This window comes from Streptomyces sp. NBC_01261 (assembly GCF_036226385.1).
In the GTDB taxonomy this organism is placed as follows: Bacteria; Actinomycetota; Actinomycetes; order Streptomycetales; family Streptomycetaceae; genus Streptomyces.
In genome coordinates this window covers 11055863-11070464 of record NZ_CP108463.1, presented here as the reverse complement: position 1 = coordinate 11070464, position 14602 = coordinate 11055863, and the positions used below count along the sequence as shown (strand labels likewise).

Annotated in this window: 13 protein-coding genes; 8 read left to right on the top strand and 5 right to left on the bottom strand. The window is 70.4% G+C overall.

Annotated elements, in window-relative coordinates:
- Window positions 1–37: 37 nt before the first annotated feature.
- Both OG226_RS49185 and OG226_RS49180 read left to right on the top strand, forming a co-directional pair.
- Window positions 38–2401 (top strand): carbohydrate-binding protein, encoded by a 2364-nt coding sequence (locus tag OG226_RS49185; RefSeq protein WP_329352921.1) that lies wholly within the window; start codon window positions 38–40, stop codon window positions 2399–2401.
- A 323-nt stretch (window positions 2402–2724) separates the two neighbouring features.
- Window positions 2725–3291: a helix-turn-helix domain-containing protein gene (locus OG226_RS49180; protein WP_329352920.1), complete on the top strand. Its 567-nt coding sequence runs from the start codon at window positions 2725–2727 to the stop codon at window positions 3289–3291.
- A 92-nt stretch (window positions 3292–3383) separates the two neighbouring features.
- On the opposite strand, the gene OG226_RS49175 is transcribed toward OG226_RS49180, so the two are convergent.
- Window positions 3384–4163: a crotonase/enoyl-CoA hydratase family protein gene (locus OG226_RS49175; RefSeq protein ID WP_329352919.1), complete on the bottom strand. Its 780-nt coding sequence runs from the start codon at window positions 4161–4163 to the stop codon at window positions 3384–3386.
- Window positions 4164–4292: 129 nt separating this feature from the next.
- Between OG226_RS49175 and OG226_RS49170 the strand changes: the two genes are divergently transcribed.
- Window positions 4293–5627, top strand: a complete 1335-nt coding sequence (locus OG226_RS49170; protein WP_329352918.1) for an aminotransferase-like domain-containing protein — start codon at window positions 4293–4295, stop codon at window positions 5625–5627.
- A gap of 33 nt (window positions 5628–5660) precedes the next feature.
- Here OG226_RS49170 and OG226_RS49165 read toward each other — a convergent pair whose 3' ends face one another.
- The 3 genes from OG226_RS49165 to OG226_RS49155 form a co-directional block, all read right to left on the bottom strand.
- Entirely contained in the window at window positions 5661–6101 is a 441-nt protein-coding gene (locus OG226_RS49165) for an MMPL family transporter (protein WP_329352917.1), read from the bottom strand.
- Window positions 6067–6396: a hypothetical protein gene (locus tag OG226_RS49160; RefSeq protein WP_329352916.1), complete on the bottom strand. Its 330-nt coding sequence runs from the start codon at window positions 6394–6396 to the stop codon at window positions 6067–6069. Before OG226_RS49160 ends, OG226_RS49165 begins: the two co-directional genes overlap by 35 nt.
- A 406-nt stretch (window positions 6397–6802) precedes the next feature.
- Entirely contained in the window at window positions 6803–7261 is a 459-nt protein-coding gene (locus OG226_RS49155; RefSeq protein ID WP_328686038.1) for a MarR family winged helix-turn-helix transcriptional regulator, read from the bottom strand.
- 63 nt (window positions 7262–7324) lie between these two features.
- Between OG226_RS49155 and OG226_RS49150 the strand changes: the two genes are divergently transcribed.
- Window positions 7325–7693 carry a VOC family protein gene (locus OG226_RS49150; protein WP_328686037.1) on the top strand — a complete coding sequence of 123 codons (369 nt, stop codon included), beginning with the start codon at window positions 7325–7327 and terminating at the stop codon, window positions 7691–7693.
- A gap of 88 nt (window positions 7694–7781) precedes the next feature.
- Here the strand turns inward: OG226_RS49150 and OG226_RS49145 are convergent, their stop codons facing one another.
- Window positions 7782–8207 (bottom strand): glycosyltransferase, encoded by a 426-nt coding sequence (locus OG226_RS49145; RefSeq protein ID WP_329352915.1) that lies wholly within the window; start codon window positions 8205–8207, stop codon window positions 7782–7784.
- 1252 nt (window positions 8208–9459) lie between these two features.
- Between OG226_RS49145 and OG226_RS49140 the strand changes: the two genes are divergently transcribed.
- From OG226_RS49140 to OG226_RS49125, 4 genes are all read left to right on the top strand, one after another.
- Window positions 9460–9999 carry an ArsR/SmtB family transcription factor gene (locus OG226_RS49140; RefSeq protein ID WP_329352914.1) on the top strand — a complete coding sequence of 180 codons (540 nt, stop codon included), beginning with the start codon at window positions 9460–9462 and terminating at the stop codon, window positions 9997–9999.
- The gene (locus tag OG226_RS49135) at window positions 9996–11282 is read left to right on the top strand and encodes an MFS transporter (RefSeq protein WP_329352913.1); all 1287 of its coding nucleotides are present in this window, start codon (window positions 9996–9998) and stop codon (window positions 11280–11282) included. The genes OG226_RS49140 and OG226_RS49135 overlap by 4 nt, the downstream gene beginning before the upstream one ends.
- Window positions 11283–11377: 95 nt before the next feature.
- Window positions 11378–11557 (top strand): hypothetical protein, encoded by a 180-nt coding sequence (locus tag OG226_RS49130; protein ID WP_329352912.1) that lies wholly within the window; start codon window positions 11378–11380, stop codon window positions 11555–11557.
- A 363-nt stretch (window positions 11558–11920) separates the two neighbouring features.
- Window positions 11921–14542, top strand: coding sequence for a glutaminase domain-containing protein (locus OG226_RS49125; protein WP_329352911.1), 2622 nt, complete (start codon window positions 11921–11923; stop codon window positions 14540–14542).
- Window positions 14543–14602: the final 60 nt, after the last annotated feature.

The following is a 14602-nucleotide window of genomic DNA, read 5'->3' as shown; positions in this document are numbered from 1 at the left end:
TCTAGTTTCTCGCCTATCGATAACCGATTGGAGTTCGATGTCGAACCGCTCCAGATCCCGCGCTGCCACCCTCACGGTGGCCGCGGTCTTCCTCTCACTCGGCTCGGGCGCCCTCGCCACCAGCGCGCAGGCCTCGGCACGGCCGCACACCTTTCACGTCTCCCCCAGCGGCTCGGACCGGCACGCGGGTACCGACCGGTCGCCCTTCAAGACGATCCACCGCTGTTCCGCCGTGATGTCCCCGGGTGACCGCTGCGTCATCGACTCCGGCACCTACCACGAGACGATCACCCCGGCGCGGAGCGGGACCGCCGTGGCACCGATCACCTACACAGCGGCTCCGGGCGCGCGGGTCGTCGTCGACGGCGCCGACCCGGTGACCGGATGGCGGTCCGTCTCCGGCAAGGACCTGAACTCCCTCGAACGCGACGACCCCTTCATGGCCGGCTCCGACTTCGCGGCAGCGGTCGCGACCGGCGAGGTCTATCGGGCGCACGTCACGATCAACCCTCACCTCACCGGCGATCAGGTGTTCTGGAAGGGCGCGGCGCAGATCGAGGCCCAGTGGCCCTATCCCGGAGACAACGTGAGCGTGCCGACGCTCGCCTCCGCGCAGTCCGGCAGCACCGACAGTCTCTCCGACACCGCCCTCACGCAGCCCGCCGGCTTCTGGAAGGGAGCACAGCTGACGGCACACAACTGGTTCGTCAGCGAGACGGGTACCGTCACCGACTCTCAGGTCGGCACCATCACCGCGGCGGGCCTGCCCACCTGTGTCGGGCTGAGCCCGAACCAGAGCACCAACTACTCACTCAAGGGCAAGCTCGAACTCCTCACCCGACCCGGCCAGTGGTTCTACCAGGCCTCGGATCACACGCTGTACCTGTACTCACCCGACGGCTCGAAGCCGACCGACGGTTCCGTGGCGGCGAAGCAACGCGCCGTCGCCATCGACCTCAACGGCCGCTCGCACATAACCGTCAAGGGCCTGGGAATCCGCGGCGCCACCGCCCAGACCTCCGCCGCCTCCACCGGCGTCGTCCTCGACGGCATCGTCGCGCACGACATCTCCTCCGACGCGGCGCTGAACCCCGACCCCGACATGGTCACCGCCCCCGACGGCTGCGCCGTCCTGACCGCCGGCGAGACCACGTCCGGCATCCTGCTCAAGGGCCACGGCAACGTGATCCGCAACAGCCTGATCGACGGCAGCACCGGCAACGGCGTGGTCATGTCCGGCACCGGCAACACCGTGGAGAACACCACGATCCTGCACGTCGACACACTGGGCAGCTACGCGGCGGGCATCAACGTCCTCGGCTCGGGCCAGCGCATCGTCCACAACACGATCCAGAGTTCGGGCCGCAGCGGCATCAACATCGACAACAAGGTCGCCGGATTCACCTCCGCGGGCCACACCATCGCCTACAACGACATCTCCGACTACGGCAACCTGGTCGTCGACGGCGGTGCCATCTACGTCTGCTGCTCGGTGAACCTCGCGACCACGGTGATCCACCACAACCAGCTCCACGACCCGTCCCCGTTCGCGCACACCGCGCCGGCACCGGGCGTCTATCTCGACAACAGCACCTACAACGCGACCGTGTACAACAACGTCGCCTGGAACCGCACCACCTACGGGGCCGTGCTGATCAACCCCAACGGGCAGAGCACCTCGGGCAACCGGATCTACAACAACACCTCCGGCACCGACACCAACGTGGCCAGCACCTTCGGCGGCACCTTCTCCGACACCGAGATCGTCAACAACATCGGTGTCACCGGGAACGATCCGGGGATCACGAACTCCAACAACTTCACCCCGGTCAGCGCCGCGCGGTTCACCAACCCCGCCGCGGACGACTTCACGCTCGCGGCCGACTCCCCCGCCCGCAACGCGGGAGTGGTCCACCCACCGGCGACGGACGGCTCCACCGACCCGCAGCCGAGCCTCGGCGCCTACCAGTACGGCGCACCGAAGTGGATCGGCGGAGCCACCCGGGTCGGCCCGCGGACCGAGGCCGAGTCCTACTCCTCCAGCAGCGGCGTGAGCACCCACGCCGCCGGCACGGGGACCGTCGTCGGCAGCTTCGACGGCGGGGACTGGATCGGCTACGACAACGTCGACTTCGGCACCGGCGCGGACCTGTTCACCGCGTTCGTCGGCGTGGACGACGCCTACGCCGACAAGGGCATCGAGATCCACCTCGACTCCGTCACAGGGCCCCGGATCGGTGTGCTGCACGTCGCGGGCACCGGCGGTTTCGACACCCTCTCCGTCCAGTCCACGTCGATCACCCCCACGAACGGACACCACAAGGTCTACCTCGTCGCCCCCGGCGGACAGCCCGGATTCGGCAACCTCGACCACTTCTCGTTCAACCACGCGAGCCGGTAGCCCCGGCAACCACCGGACAGGAAGCCCTCCCACGGTCCGACACCGGCTCCCGAAGCGCTCAGGGAGCCGGTGTCGGACCCTTGGTGGAGCACGGCGGGACTCGATCTCGGCCTCCGATGTCTCGGGGAACTCCCGTGCGCGCCACCGGCCGAGGCGCTGGAATCCCGGGGCGGACCGTCGCGAGCCCCGCTTGACCTGAACCGACCATCCCTCGAACCGGGTTGAAACAACCCACACGTCCTGAGCGGCCCCGTGCACTACGACATACGAGTGCAATCAGAATCCCTTGATCACAAGACACGTCTACCGGTTGTCCTACAGTCATGACGACCAACCTTCTGCCCCCGCACCCCATGCCCTCCCACCCGCGCCGCCGAGACACGAAGACACCCCTGCCCGCGCCCGAGGACCGCACCCGGCTGCGCCGCGCATGGCAGCTCACCGACGACCAGGTCGCCGCGGCCTTCGGCGTGACGGCGGCGACGGTGCGCTCGTGGGAAAGCGGTCGCACCACACCGACCGGCCTGCGGCGGGCCGCCTACGCCGCGTTCCTGCACGGCCTGGCCCACGGACTGACCCCATCGGCCGCCGATACCGGGGGCGCACGGTCAGCGGTACACGCACCCCGGCGAGCCACAAGGCGCCGCCCGGAACAGCCGGTTGACCGTCCGCAACCCCGTCCGGAAATCCGACCGTGTCCTGCGCCGGTATCCGCGACACCCGGGGCCCTGCCTCGGCGTCCCCCGGCCGCGACCCCGCTTCCCGTCGGGACAGGACCTGACCCGGTCGCACCAGCACGCCGCCGCAGACTGCACGCCACCGCGACCGCGGCAGCCGCCTGGACCGCCCTCCTGCACCTCCTGATCACTTCTCCGCCGCCGCACATGTGAGACGGCGCCCGGCGAGCCCGGGCCAGCGCCACGACGCCTGCCCCGTCGCCCTGCTGAGGGTGTTCCCGGCCGACGGATCACCGCCCTGCGAGTCAGTCAAAGGTGTCTGTGCCGCGGGTCAGGAACCGTCGCAGGCCGGTCCGTACGCCGTCCGTGGTGACGGTGGTGGCGAAGCACTCCGCCTCGATGGCCAGGCCTTCGTCGATCGGCAGGTCGATACCCCGGGTGACGGCGCGGAGGCAGGCGGTCACGGCCGTCGGTGCGTGTCGGACGATTCGGTGGGCCAGGTCCCGTGCGGCGTCCATGAGCTCGTCGGCCGGTACGACGGTGTTGACGAGGCCCAGTTCGACGGCCCGGGTGGCGGGGATCGGATCGCCGGTCAGGATCAGCTCCAGGGCCCGCTTGCGGCCGATGTGCCGGGGCAGGCGTTGGGAGCCGCCGAAGGGGGGCGGAAAGCCCAAGGTGATCTCGGGTTTGGCGAAGGTCGCGTGTTCGGCGGCGATCGCGAGGGGCGCGGCCTCGGTGAGCTCGCAACCGCCGCCGTAGGCAAGGCCGTTGACGGCGACGATCACCGGCTTGGGGAAGTTCTCGATGCGCCGGGTCAGCGTGTGGCCGCGGCCGACGACCTCGCGCAGCGCGCGTTCGGTTCCGCCGGCGATGCTGGCTTCCAGGGACGGGATGTCCGCGCCGGCGCTGAACGCCCGCTGTCCGGCGCCGGTCAGGATGACCGCACGGAGGCTGTCGTCCGATTCGACGAGGTCGAGCCGGTCGAGCAGTGCGTCGATCGTCGGGTAGTCGAGCGCGTTGAGTTTCCGCTCCCGGTCGATGGTGATGACCGCCACCTGGTCGTCCTGCTCGATGCGCACAGTCATGCCGGGTCGCTCCGTTTCGCCTGGGCTCCGTGCCACCGAGACTAGGTTCGGCACCTCAGGACGATCCAGGAATTGTCCTGGATACGCTTGCTGGTGGCTCCCCTCTCCGTGACGGACGGCAGGTGTCGCATGGGATCGTCCTCCTACAAGGTCGTCGTCCAGGAGTTCGCCGCGGCCATCCGCTCCGGCGCGATCCCGGCGGGCAGCCGCCTGCCGACCCATCGCGCGCTGGCCCGTCAGCGACGGATGGCACTGGCCACGGCAACCCGCGTCTACGCCGAACTGGCGGCCTTCGGCCTGGTCGTGGGAGAGCCGGGCCGGGGCACTTTCGTCCGGGTGCGCTCCGGGTACGACGGCCTCGAACCGTCCCGCTCGCTTCCGGTCCCCCGGGTGGCGGACCTGTCGTTCAACCAGCCCCTGGCACCTGGTCAGAGCGACCTGCTGCGCCGGGCCCTGCACACGATGGCGGTGTCGGGAAACGTGGAGGAACTGCTGTACCAGCAGCCGCCGGGCGGACACCGGCACGACAGGGCTGTGGTGGCGACCTATCTGCTGGGGCGGGGGATCGACACCGTGCCGGACAATGTCCTGCTGACCAGCGGGGCCCAGCAGGCGCTCGACACCGTACTGCGCACTCTCACCCGCCCCGGTGACGCCCTCGCGGTCGACGAGCTCAGCTACCCGGGCATCAAACTCATCGCCTCGGCGCACGGCCTCGACCTGGTTCCCGTGCCGTGCGCGGTCGCGGGACCGGACCTCGCCGCGCTCGACCGGCTGTGCCGGTCCCGGTCCGTCCGCGCGATCTACACGATGCCCACCGTCCACAATCCGCTCGGCTGGGTCCTCACCCGGGAGCAACGCGAGCGGCTGGCCGCCCTCGCCCGCGCACACGACTGCCTGATCGTCGAGGACGGCACCTATGCCTTCCTCGAACCGTCCCCTCCCCCGCCGTTGCAGGCCCTGGCGCCGGAGCGCACCTGCTATGTCGCAGGGCTGTCCAAGAACGTGGCGCCCGGCCTCCGCTTCGGCTTCGCCGTCCTGCCCGGCCGTCACCTCACGGCGGCCACGACCGGTCTCCGGAGCGCCGCCTGGGGAGCACCCGGGATCGTCACCGCTCTCGCCACCGGCTGGATCGCCGACGGAACGGTCACCCGCCTGGAGCGGGAACGCCGTGCGGACGCGGCCGCCCGGCAGGACATCGCCCGCGCCGCGCTCGCCGGGCTGGACGTCACGGCACACCCGCGTTCCTACATCGTGTGGCTCGGCCTGGAGCCCCACCAGCGTCCCGATCACGTCGCGGCCGTGCTCGCGGAGCGCGGCATCCTCGTCTCCACCGCGGACGCCTTCGCCACCGGTCCTCACCGGTTCCGGGCTCTGCGGCTGGCCCTGGCGACACCTCCCCGGGACCTGCTCGGGAGTGTGCTGCGTGACCTGCGGGACGCGATCGGGAGCATCGCTCCGTGACAACGGCGGCCGGGGCGGGCCGAGTTGGGGCGCTCACGGACGGGATGCCATCCGGTGGCGAGGATCGCGGGGCGCGGGTCGGACGAGAGTGGGCTCGTGGTCCGGGCGGGCCGTGGACATCTCGGCGCGGGCGAGGACGCGGGGTGTCCACCAGTTCCCCTGGCCGAGGAGGATCGTCGCGGACGGCAGAACCACCGCGCGGATGACCGCCGCGTCCAGGAGGATCGCCGCGGCGAGGCCTACGCCGAACTGCTTGCTGTCGAGCGTGGTCAGGGTCGAGAAGATCGCGAACACGGCGACCATGACGGCGGCGGCACTGGTGACCGTCCCCGCCGAACCGGTGATGCCCCTGGCCACCGCCTGGTCGCGCAGTTCACCGCACGCCTGCCGGCCCGCCACCGCGAGCCCGTCGATCTGGGGGCGGGCCCAGTCGGGGAGTTCACCGCCACGGGCGCGCAGGGTCTCCGCACGCACCACGAGCGGGGTGAGGGAGTACGCGACCACTCGTGCGTCTCTCCGGCGGTCCGCACCCTCTCCTGCTGGCGGCCTGCTGCTCACGCAGTTCGCGCTCGCGGCTCATGGCGTCCGCCCGCCGTGCCGCCGCGGCGAGGTTGACGTGGTGGGTGCGGGCCGCGTTGCCGAGCGCCCAGGCCAACGGCAGCGGGGCGAGCACGTCCGAGCCGCCCCGGTACTCGGGGGCGGCGGTGAGGTGGTTGGTCCAGGTACCGGCCGCGACGACGATCACGCCACCGATGACGACGACTGTCACCCAAGGCGCAGGTGACGACCAGAAAGACGGCCAACGGCGCTCTGCGGCGCAGCACAAGGGCCGCTCCGGACACCACGTCGAAGCCCGCCAGCAGCCCCCGGCCGAGCGCACTCCAGTCGGCGCTCGACTGCATCAGCACCGCCGGGCACAGGGCCGGCGCCACGAGGCCGGCGTCCGCGCCCCACGCATGTGCACCGCTACGCCTCAGGAAGGGAACGACCCTCATGCGCCCGACCCGAGCGCGTCCCGCGCAACGACCACGACGACCGCGCCCTCGCCCTCGCCGTGCGCCTGCGGGACATCGCACACCCGACCGCATGGCGGCGCCGTAACAGGCCACGCAGGTGCACCAGTTGACGACGAGTTCCAGGTCCGGGGGGGAACCCACAACCTGCCGCGGGCCGGGCTATGGACCGTCGTTGCCGTCGCGCAGGGAGTGGATCATGCTCCGCAGGCTCCGGAACGCGCTCGACCGCTCGGCCTCGGTCATACCGGCCAGCATTCTGACCTCGACCGACCGGACGGCCACGGTCGCCTTCTCAAGGCTCCGTCGGCCGCGGGGGGTGAGCCGCGCGGGAAGAACCTTCCCGACGGGCGCCTCCGCGGGCCTGGTCACGTAGCCGTCTCGTTCCAGGGCCTGGAGCAGCACGTTCATCGACTGCCGTGTCACGAACGCGCCACGCGCGAGCTCGGAGTTCGACAAGCCCGGCCGTTGAGCCAGCAACTCAAGGCAGGAGTAGTGCGTAACGCTCATCCCGAGCGGCCTCAGCACCTCCTCCATGGCGACGCGCAGGGCGCTCGAAGCCTCTTTCAGCAGGTAGCCCAGTGATGTGTCCAGGTCGACGCCGGAACCGTTTTGACTCATGTCAGCATTCTGACATACATTGACCTGTGTCAGGAATCTGACACGAAGGCAAGGAGCATCCTCATGCCCGTCACCGGCCCCGACTTCATCTCGCTCCAGGCGAGCGACCTCAACGTTTCGCAGGCGTTCTACGAGCACTACCTCGGCCTCGTCCGTTCGCAGGCCGGACCTCCGCACGCCGTCGTCTTCGAGACCAAGCCGATCGCGTTCGCACTCCGCGACATCGTTCCCGGCACCGATCTCGCGTCCGTCGCCCAGCCCGGCATCGGTGCCGCGATCTGGCTCCACGCCACCGACGTCCAGGCCATCCACGACGCCCTCGTCGCCGACGGACACACCATCGTCTCCGCACCGATCGACGGCCCCTTCGGCCGGACGTTCACCTTCGCCGACCCCGACGGCTACCACGTCACGCTCCACGACCGCGCCTGAAAGGCCGAACACCCCTGCTCGGTGACCCGGTCGAGGCGATCGCATGTCCGCATCTCAACGCCGGCCGCCATCGACCTGTACGGCGGTGTCAGACCCCTCTCCCGCCGTCGAGCAGGCGGCACCACTCGTCGAGGACGGTGCCCCAGCCGTATCGGGGGTCGGCCGCGTTGCCCATCGCCGCTCGGGAGTGTTCGGCGAGCGAATCCCGGTCCTCGTACAGGCGGTCCAGCGCCTCGGCCACGTCGGACGGGGCGACCGCCCGGTGCTCGACGCAGCCACCGGGGTAGGCGACGGGCGCGCCCACCGGGAGCAACACGGCCCCAGCAGGCCAGAGTTCGGTGCACGTCGGGTGGGCCGGCATGACCTGAGCCGCACCCGTGGCGACGTGTTCGAAGGGGACGAGTCCGAAGCCCTCGGCGGTCGCGGTGTTCAGGCCCACATCGCACGCGCCGTAGATCAGGTTGAGTTGCCGGTCCGCGAGATGAGGGAACTCGCCGACGTCCTGATCCGTCATGAGGAGTCGTCCGGCTTTGCGCAGGGCGAGGTAACTGGACGGATCCGGCAGGCTGTTGGGGTTCGGGTCGGCGTGCAGGTACAGCTTGACGTGGGGCGGCTTGTCTTGGGAGAAGCGGGCGAAGCCGTCCAGGGTGAGGTCAGGCGCTTGCGGAGGTTGTGCCGGTTGGCGTCGAGGACGACGAAGGCGTCGTCCAGATCGTCCCGGTCGGGGAAGAGAGTCGCCGGACGTGACGTCGTGGGCGTCGTGGTGGGTGGAAGGCCCTGTGGTCGACGCCGTGCGGGACGACAGGTGAGGGGAGGCCGGTCAGGCGGCTCAACTGGGCGCTGCCGAAAAGGGGTGCAGGCGATGACGGCATCCGCGTCGGACAGGCCCGCGATCAACTCCGGCCGGGTGACGGGGCCGTCGAGCGGGCAGTAGGCGAGGACCGTGGTCCGGGGGCTGTGTGCGCGTATCAACGCCGTGTGCTGGGCGGTGATCCACAGGTCGTGCAGCACGATGACCGTGGCGGCGCGGACGGCGTCGAGCAGGGAGGGCAGGCCACGCAGCCGTTTTCTGTCACAGGGAAACGCGGCAGGAGGGAGCTCGGGTACCCCGAATGCATGTGTCAACCGTCGCGCCGGGAACCTACTTACTCGTTACCGGGCCCCAAGTCCGGAGGACCCCTCACCGCCTCACCGCGAGGGCTTCGCCGTGCCCAGGTGACGTCCGTTCGGTGATCACACGAGCGCGAGAAGCGTGCGGCGCGTGTGGGTGGTGAGCTCTGCGGTGAAGGGCGGCCGCCGTATGGGGGTCGCCGGCCGGTCTCAGGAAATGTACGACCGGCCGGCCCAGGTCACCATGGCGCGCGCCGTGTTGCCGGTTCTCAGCCAGGAGGCAATCACCCTCGCCATGGCCGGTCCGGATGATTTCTACCGACCCTGCGGTCGACACGGCGGCGCTTGACCTGGTCGGCCCGACGCACGACACCAGCACCAGCCTCGAAGGGTGCGACTTCTTCCCCCAGGTGGCCTCGGCCGCGCGCTCGGACCCAGGGTCGGCAGGTTGAAGTACGTGCGGTCGATGCCGCTCGCCACTCACACCCAGGTCGGAGAACGCGGCGAAGAACTGGACAGCGAGCCGATCGTCGGCCGCATGACGCCCAGGCCCTCCTGCAGCGCCCGGAAACCCAAGTCCCCTGCCGGACAGTCGATTTCGGCACATCGAGCCAAACCCCTTGCCGAATGGTCAAGAAACGTTGACCATTGCTCGCATGCCTACGGACGATCTCCCCGAGACCTTTCACGTCACCACGGACGACCAACTGCGCGCGGTCTCCAATCTCACGCGCCACCGGATCATGGCCGTGCTCCGCTTCGAGCCGGCGACAATCACCCAGATCGCCGTACGAGTGGGCCTCGCGAAGGGAAGTTCCAGCTATCACGTGCGGCTGCTGGAGCGGGCCGGCCTGGTGAAGGTCGTACGGACACGGAAGGTCCGGGGAGTCACCGAGCGGTACTACGCGATGGCCGCGCGGTCGATCGAGCTGCCGGACCCCGGGGTGGGGCAGCCCGATCTGCTGATGCGGCATGCGGTCGCGGACCTGGAGGCGTCGCCGGCCGACGGCGAGCGGCACGTGCGCATGGCGCATCTCCGGCTCACCGATGAGCAGTTCGCGCAACTGGGAGCGCGGATGCGGGCGCTGGCGGACGAGTACCGGGAACTGTCAGACCCGTCGCTGCCCGACGCCTCCCTCGTCTTCGCGCTGTTCCACCCGGCGCCGCGCGAGCAGGCCGAGGGGGACGCCAAGTGACCGCGGACGTTAGCAAGTTGTCGACCGGGTTCGGACGGCTGTGGACCGCGCAGACCGTGTCCTCACTCGGTGACGGCGTGTCGCATGCCGCCCTGCCGCTGATCGCGCTGACGCTGACACGGGACCCGATGGCGCTCGCCGTCGTCACGGCCGCCGGGACCCTGCCGTGGCTGCTCTTCGGAGTGCTCGGCGGCGCGCTGGTGGACCGCTGGGACCGCAGGCGCACGATGTGGGTCACGGACGCGGCACGTGCGCTGCTGCTCGCGATACCGGCGGCAGCCGCCGCACTCGACATGCTCAGCATTCCGCTGCTCGCGGCCGTCGCCTTCCTGCTCGGCCTCGGCAGCCTCTTCTTCGACACGGCCGCCACGGCCTATCTACCGGATCTCCTCGGCCGCGACCCCGCACTCCTGGAACGCGCCAACTCCCGCCTGCGGGGCGCCCAGACCGCCATGTCCGGCTTCGCGGGACCGCCCGCGGGCAGTGCGCTGCTGGCGCTCGGGCGGGCGGTCCCGCTGCTCACCGACGCGGCGTCGTTCGCGGTCTCCGCACTGCTCGTACGATCGCTGCCCGCCGCACCCCGGCCCGTGCCGCAGGCCCACGAGTCACTGCTCCGGCAGGCGCGGGCCGGTGCGTCGTACGTGTTCCGGGACCGGTTGCTGCTCGGGCTCGCCCTGCGCCCCGCGGTCGGGAACATCGCGTTCCTCGCCGTGGAGACCGTCCTCGCCCTCTTCGCGCACGACCGCCTCGGCATCGACACCTACGGCTTCGGCCTCCTCCTCACGGCAGAGGCGACCGGCGGCCTGCTCGGCGCGGGCATCGCCTCCTACCTCGGCCGACGGCTCGGCACCGGCACCGCGCTGACCTGCACGGCCGCAGCCGAGGGACTCGCCATCCTGGGCCTCGCCGCCGCCCCGAACCCGTACGTCGCCGGTCTCTCCCTCGCCGTCTGCGGAGCGGGCATGGGCGCCACGATGGTCCTCGGTCCCTCCCTCCGCCAGTCGATCGTCCCCGCCCACCTGATGGGCCGGGTCGCCTCCACCTCCCGCATGCTCGCCATGTGCGCCGCCCCGTTCGGCGCCTTCCTCGGCGGCTGGCTGGCCACCACCTACGACGTGCGCACACCCCTCTACACCGCCGCCGGCCTCCTGCTGACCATGACCGCCATCACCGCGACCATGACCAGCAACCGCCGCGTCCAGGCAGCACTGCAAGCCGCCGCGCAGACCGACACCCCAGAGCACCAGGCGCCTTTGAATCCCGCTCAGGAAACCGCCGTTTAGGGGATCGCGAGGCCGTCGAGCCCCTGACCGAGCGATCGCGCCGCGTTCACGCGGCGGGCCGCTATGAATCAGCCACGGACGAGGCGTAGTTCCTGATGGACAAGCTCCTGGCCCGCACCGAGCGCCACCAGACACTCATCATCGATGCCGTCGACAGGCCGGGCCTGGATCACGTCGACGCCGGTAGCTCACAGTCCGCCACCGAACCGGCCGACACCGTGCCCGCGGCAGCCGACGCGCAGGACGCGGCAGGACGGTCGTCCACCGATCGGTGACCACTCGTGGCGGCTCGCCCACGGCACATCCCGACACCGAGCGCCCCACCAGCTCGTATTGAAACGTTCAGTCTTGCCCCCGCCCCGGCCGAAATACGTCCCGTCCTGAACTCCGCCGCCAGGGACGGGTGTTGCGCGAGGGCTGGACAGCGGTCGCGGGGAATGCTGTCATCCCTCAGTAGCGCACTTTCCCTCAACGGAAAGCGAGTTGGCCAGGCACTCGCATGCGGCGCCCCGCCCCACACACCGGGCCGTCCGCTGCCCCCGGCGCTGTTGGCACGAAGCATGTTCTGCCGTGACACCCCGTCAGCATGGCGCGCTGACAACGATGTCGAACGCTCGTTGCCCGTCGAAGGAGCCCTCATGCCCCCCACGCCCCGCCCCGAGGACGACAACCACCCGCTCCCCGCCCCCGGACTCACCCCACCGTCCAGACGTGACCTGTTGCGCTGGGGAGGAGTGGCCGCCGCGGGTGTCCTGGGCGGTCTCGGCATCGCCGGTTCACCCGCCTACGCCACCTCCGCAGCCGGTTCCGCAGCCGCGGCCTCGACGTTCAGCCCGCTGCGCCCGCCCGCCACCCCGCTCGCCGTACGGTCCCCGTATCTGACCACCTGGCTGGCCGGGGACAATTTGGCCGGTACCTGGCCCACCTTCTGGAACGGGCGGATCACCGCGCTTGCCGGTATCGCCCGGATCGACGGCACACCGTACGTGTTCCTCGGTGCCCCGGCGCTGCCCGCCGGTCCGGCACTCGGGACGATGACGCAGACGTCGTTGCAGCTCACGGCCACCCGGTCGATCTTCACGCTGACCGGGGGCGGCGTCACGCTGACGGTCACCTTCTTCTCCCCCGTCGACCTGGGCAATCTGCAGCGCCAGTGCGTGCCGCTGAGCTACATCAGTGTCCAGGCCGCGAGCGGCGACGGGGCGAGCCACACCGTGGACGTGCATGTCGACGCCTCCGCGGAGTGGGTGCACGGCGACAGTTCCACCCAGGTCACCTGGGCGAAGCAGGCGACCGGCAGCATGACCGCGCTGACCTGCCAGCCGGCCTCCCCGGGGGTGCTGGCCGAGAACAACGACCAGGCGTCGTGGGGTTCGCTGGTGCTGGCCGCCCCCACCGCGAGCGGGCTGACCTGGCAGATCGGCCAGGACACCGTCGTCCGGGCGGCGTCCGCCGGGAACGGGACGTTGGCCGGCACCTCCGACACCGCCCAGCCCCGCGCGATCAACGACCGCTGGCCCGTACTGGGCCTCAACCAGAACCTGGGCACCGTCACCGCGTCCGCGCCCTCGGCGGTGTTCCAGGTCGTCGTCGGCCACGTCCGCACCCCGGCGGTGAGCTACCTCGGCACGAACCTGAATCCGTGGTGGACGCACTACTGGGGTTCGTGGACCGCCATGCTCGACTGGTTCAACGGCGACCGCGCCGCCGCCCTGGCCGCCGCCGTCGCCTTCGACAAGGCGATCCACGACGATGCCGCGAACGCGGCCGGCGGCGGTGACACCGGTGAACACTATGCGGCCGTCTGCGCCCTGGCGGTGCGTCAGGCCGTGGCCGGGACGGAACTCGTCGACCGAGGCGGGGCGCCGTGGGCGATGCTCAAGGAGATCTCCTCCAACGGCAACTTCTCGACCGTGGACGTCACTTACCCGGCGTCCCCCGCCTACCTGCACCTCTCGCCCGCGTATCTGCGGCTGCTGCTGGAGCCGCACTTCCACTACGCCGAGCAGGACGGCTGGCCCAAGCCGTATGCCGAGCACGACCTCGGCTCCAGCTACCCGAACGCGACCGGGCACCTCGACGGCAACGAGGAGGCCATGCCGATCGAGGAGTCCGCCAACATGCTGATCATGGCGGCGGCGGTGGCCCAGCGCCTCCCGGCGGCCGACGCGGCCTCCTTCGCCACCACGCACTACGCGATCCTCCACCAGTGGGCCGAGTACCTGGTCGCCAACGCCCTCGACCCGGAGAACCAGAACCAGACCGACGACTTCACCGGCTGGATCGCGCACAGCGCCAACCTCGCGCTCAAGGGCATCATCGGCATCGGCGCGATGAGCGTGATCGCCCAGACGGCGTCCAACTCCGCCGACGCCACGCACTACGAGGCCCTCGCCCGTGGCTACATCAGCCGGTGGGTCACCCTGGCCCAGGACTCCTCCGGCACCCACCTCAAACTCGCCTACGACCAGGACGGCACCTGGAGCCTGAAGTACAACGGCTACGCCGGCTGCCTGCTGGGCGTTGACCTGGTGCCCACCGGGGTGGCCGCGCAGGAGGCCGCCTGGTACCTGTCCAAGGCGGGCGCCCACGGCGTGCTCCTGGACCCGCGCAACGACTACACCAAGACCGACTGGGAGGTGTGGACCGCGGCCTGGCTCGCCGACCACCCCGACACCCGCACCATGCTGATCAACGGGGTCTACGGCTTCGCCGACACCACACCCTCGCGGGTGCCGTTCACCGACTGGTACGTCGTCGCCACCGGCGCCCAACGGGGCTTCGCCGACCGGCCCGTCATCGGCGGCGTCCTCGCCCTGCTGAACGCCCCGGCGGCCGACTCCGTCTCCTGGAAACGTATCCAGAACAAGAACTCCGGCAAGCTGCTCGCCGTCAGCGGCATGTCCCTGGCCGACAGCGCCGAGGTCACCCAGTACGAGGACAACGGCAGCGCCGACCACCTGTGGACCGTGGTCGACAACGGCGACGGCACCGTGAAGATCTACAACCGCAACAGCGGCAAGCTGCTCGCCGTCCACAACCAGAGCCCCGACGACGGCGCCCACGTCCAGCAGTACAACGACAACGGCACCCAGGACCATCTCTGGCGCTTCGTCGACAACGGCGACGGCTGGATGAAGATCGTCAACGTGCACAGCGGCAAGCTCATGGCCGTCGACGGCGCATCCCAGGCCAACAACGCCCAGGTGACGCAGTGGAACGACAACGGCACCTCCGACCACCTCTGGCGGCTCGTCTGACCCACCCCCACGACTGACATGAGCACACCATAGACCGCAATCCGGAGACCGTCGCCCGAC

Bases quoted from the DNA above. Each gene is read 5' to 3' on its own strand.
- OG226_RS49150 (WP_328686037.1), top strand. From the start codon at position 7,325: ATGCCCGTCACCGGCCCCGACTTCATCTCGCTCCAGGCGAGCGACCTC.
- OG226_RS49145 (WP_329352915.1), bottom strand. From the start codon at position 8,207: ATGACGGATCAGGACGTCGGCGAGTTCCCTCATCTCGCGGACCGGCAA.
- OG226_RS49155 (WP_328686038.1), bottom strand. From the start codon at position 7,261: ATGAGTCAAAACGGTTCCGGCGTCGACCTGGACACATCACTGGGCTAC.
- OG226_RS49180 (WP_329352920.1), top strand. From the start codon at position 2,725: ATGACGACCAACCTTCTGCCCCCGCACCCCATGCCCTCCCACCCGCGC.
- OG226_RS49125 (WP_329352911.1), top strand. From the start codon at position 11,921: ATGCCCCCCACGCCCCGCCCCGAGGACGACAACCACCCGCTCCCCGCC.
- OG226_RS49175 (WP_329352919.1), bottom strand. From the start codon at position 4,163: ATGACTGTGCGCATCGAGCAGGACGACCAGGTGGCGGTCATCACCATC.
- OG226_RS49170 (WP_329352918.1), top strand. From the start codon at position 4,293: ATGGGATCGTCCTCCTACAAGGTCGTCGTCCAGGAGTTCGCCGCGGCC.
- OG226_RS49140 (WP_329352914.1), top strand. From the start codon at position 9,460: ATGCCTACGGACGATCTCCCCGAGACCTTTCACGTCACCACGGACGAC.
- OG226_RS49185 (WP_329352921.1), top strand. From the start codon at position 38: ATGTCGAACCGCTCCAGATCCCGCGCTGCCACCCTCACGGTGGCCGCG.
- OG226_RS49130 (WP_329352912.1), top strand. From the start codon at position 11,378: ATGGACAAGCTCCTGGCCCGCACCGAGCGCCACCAGACACTCATCATC.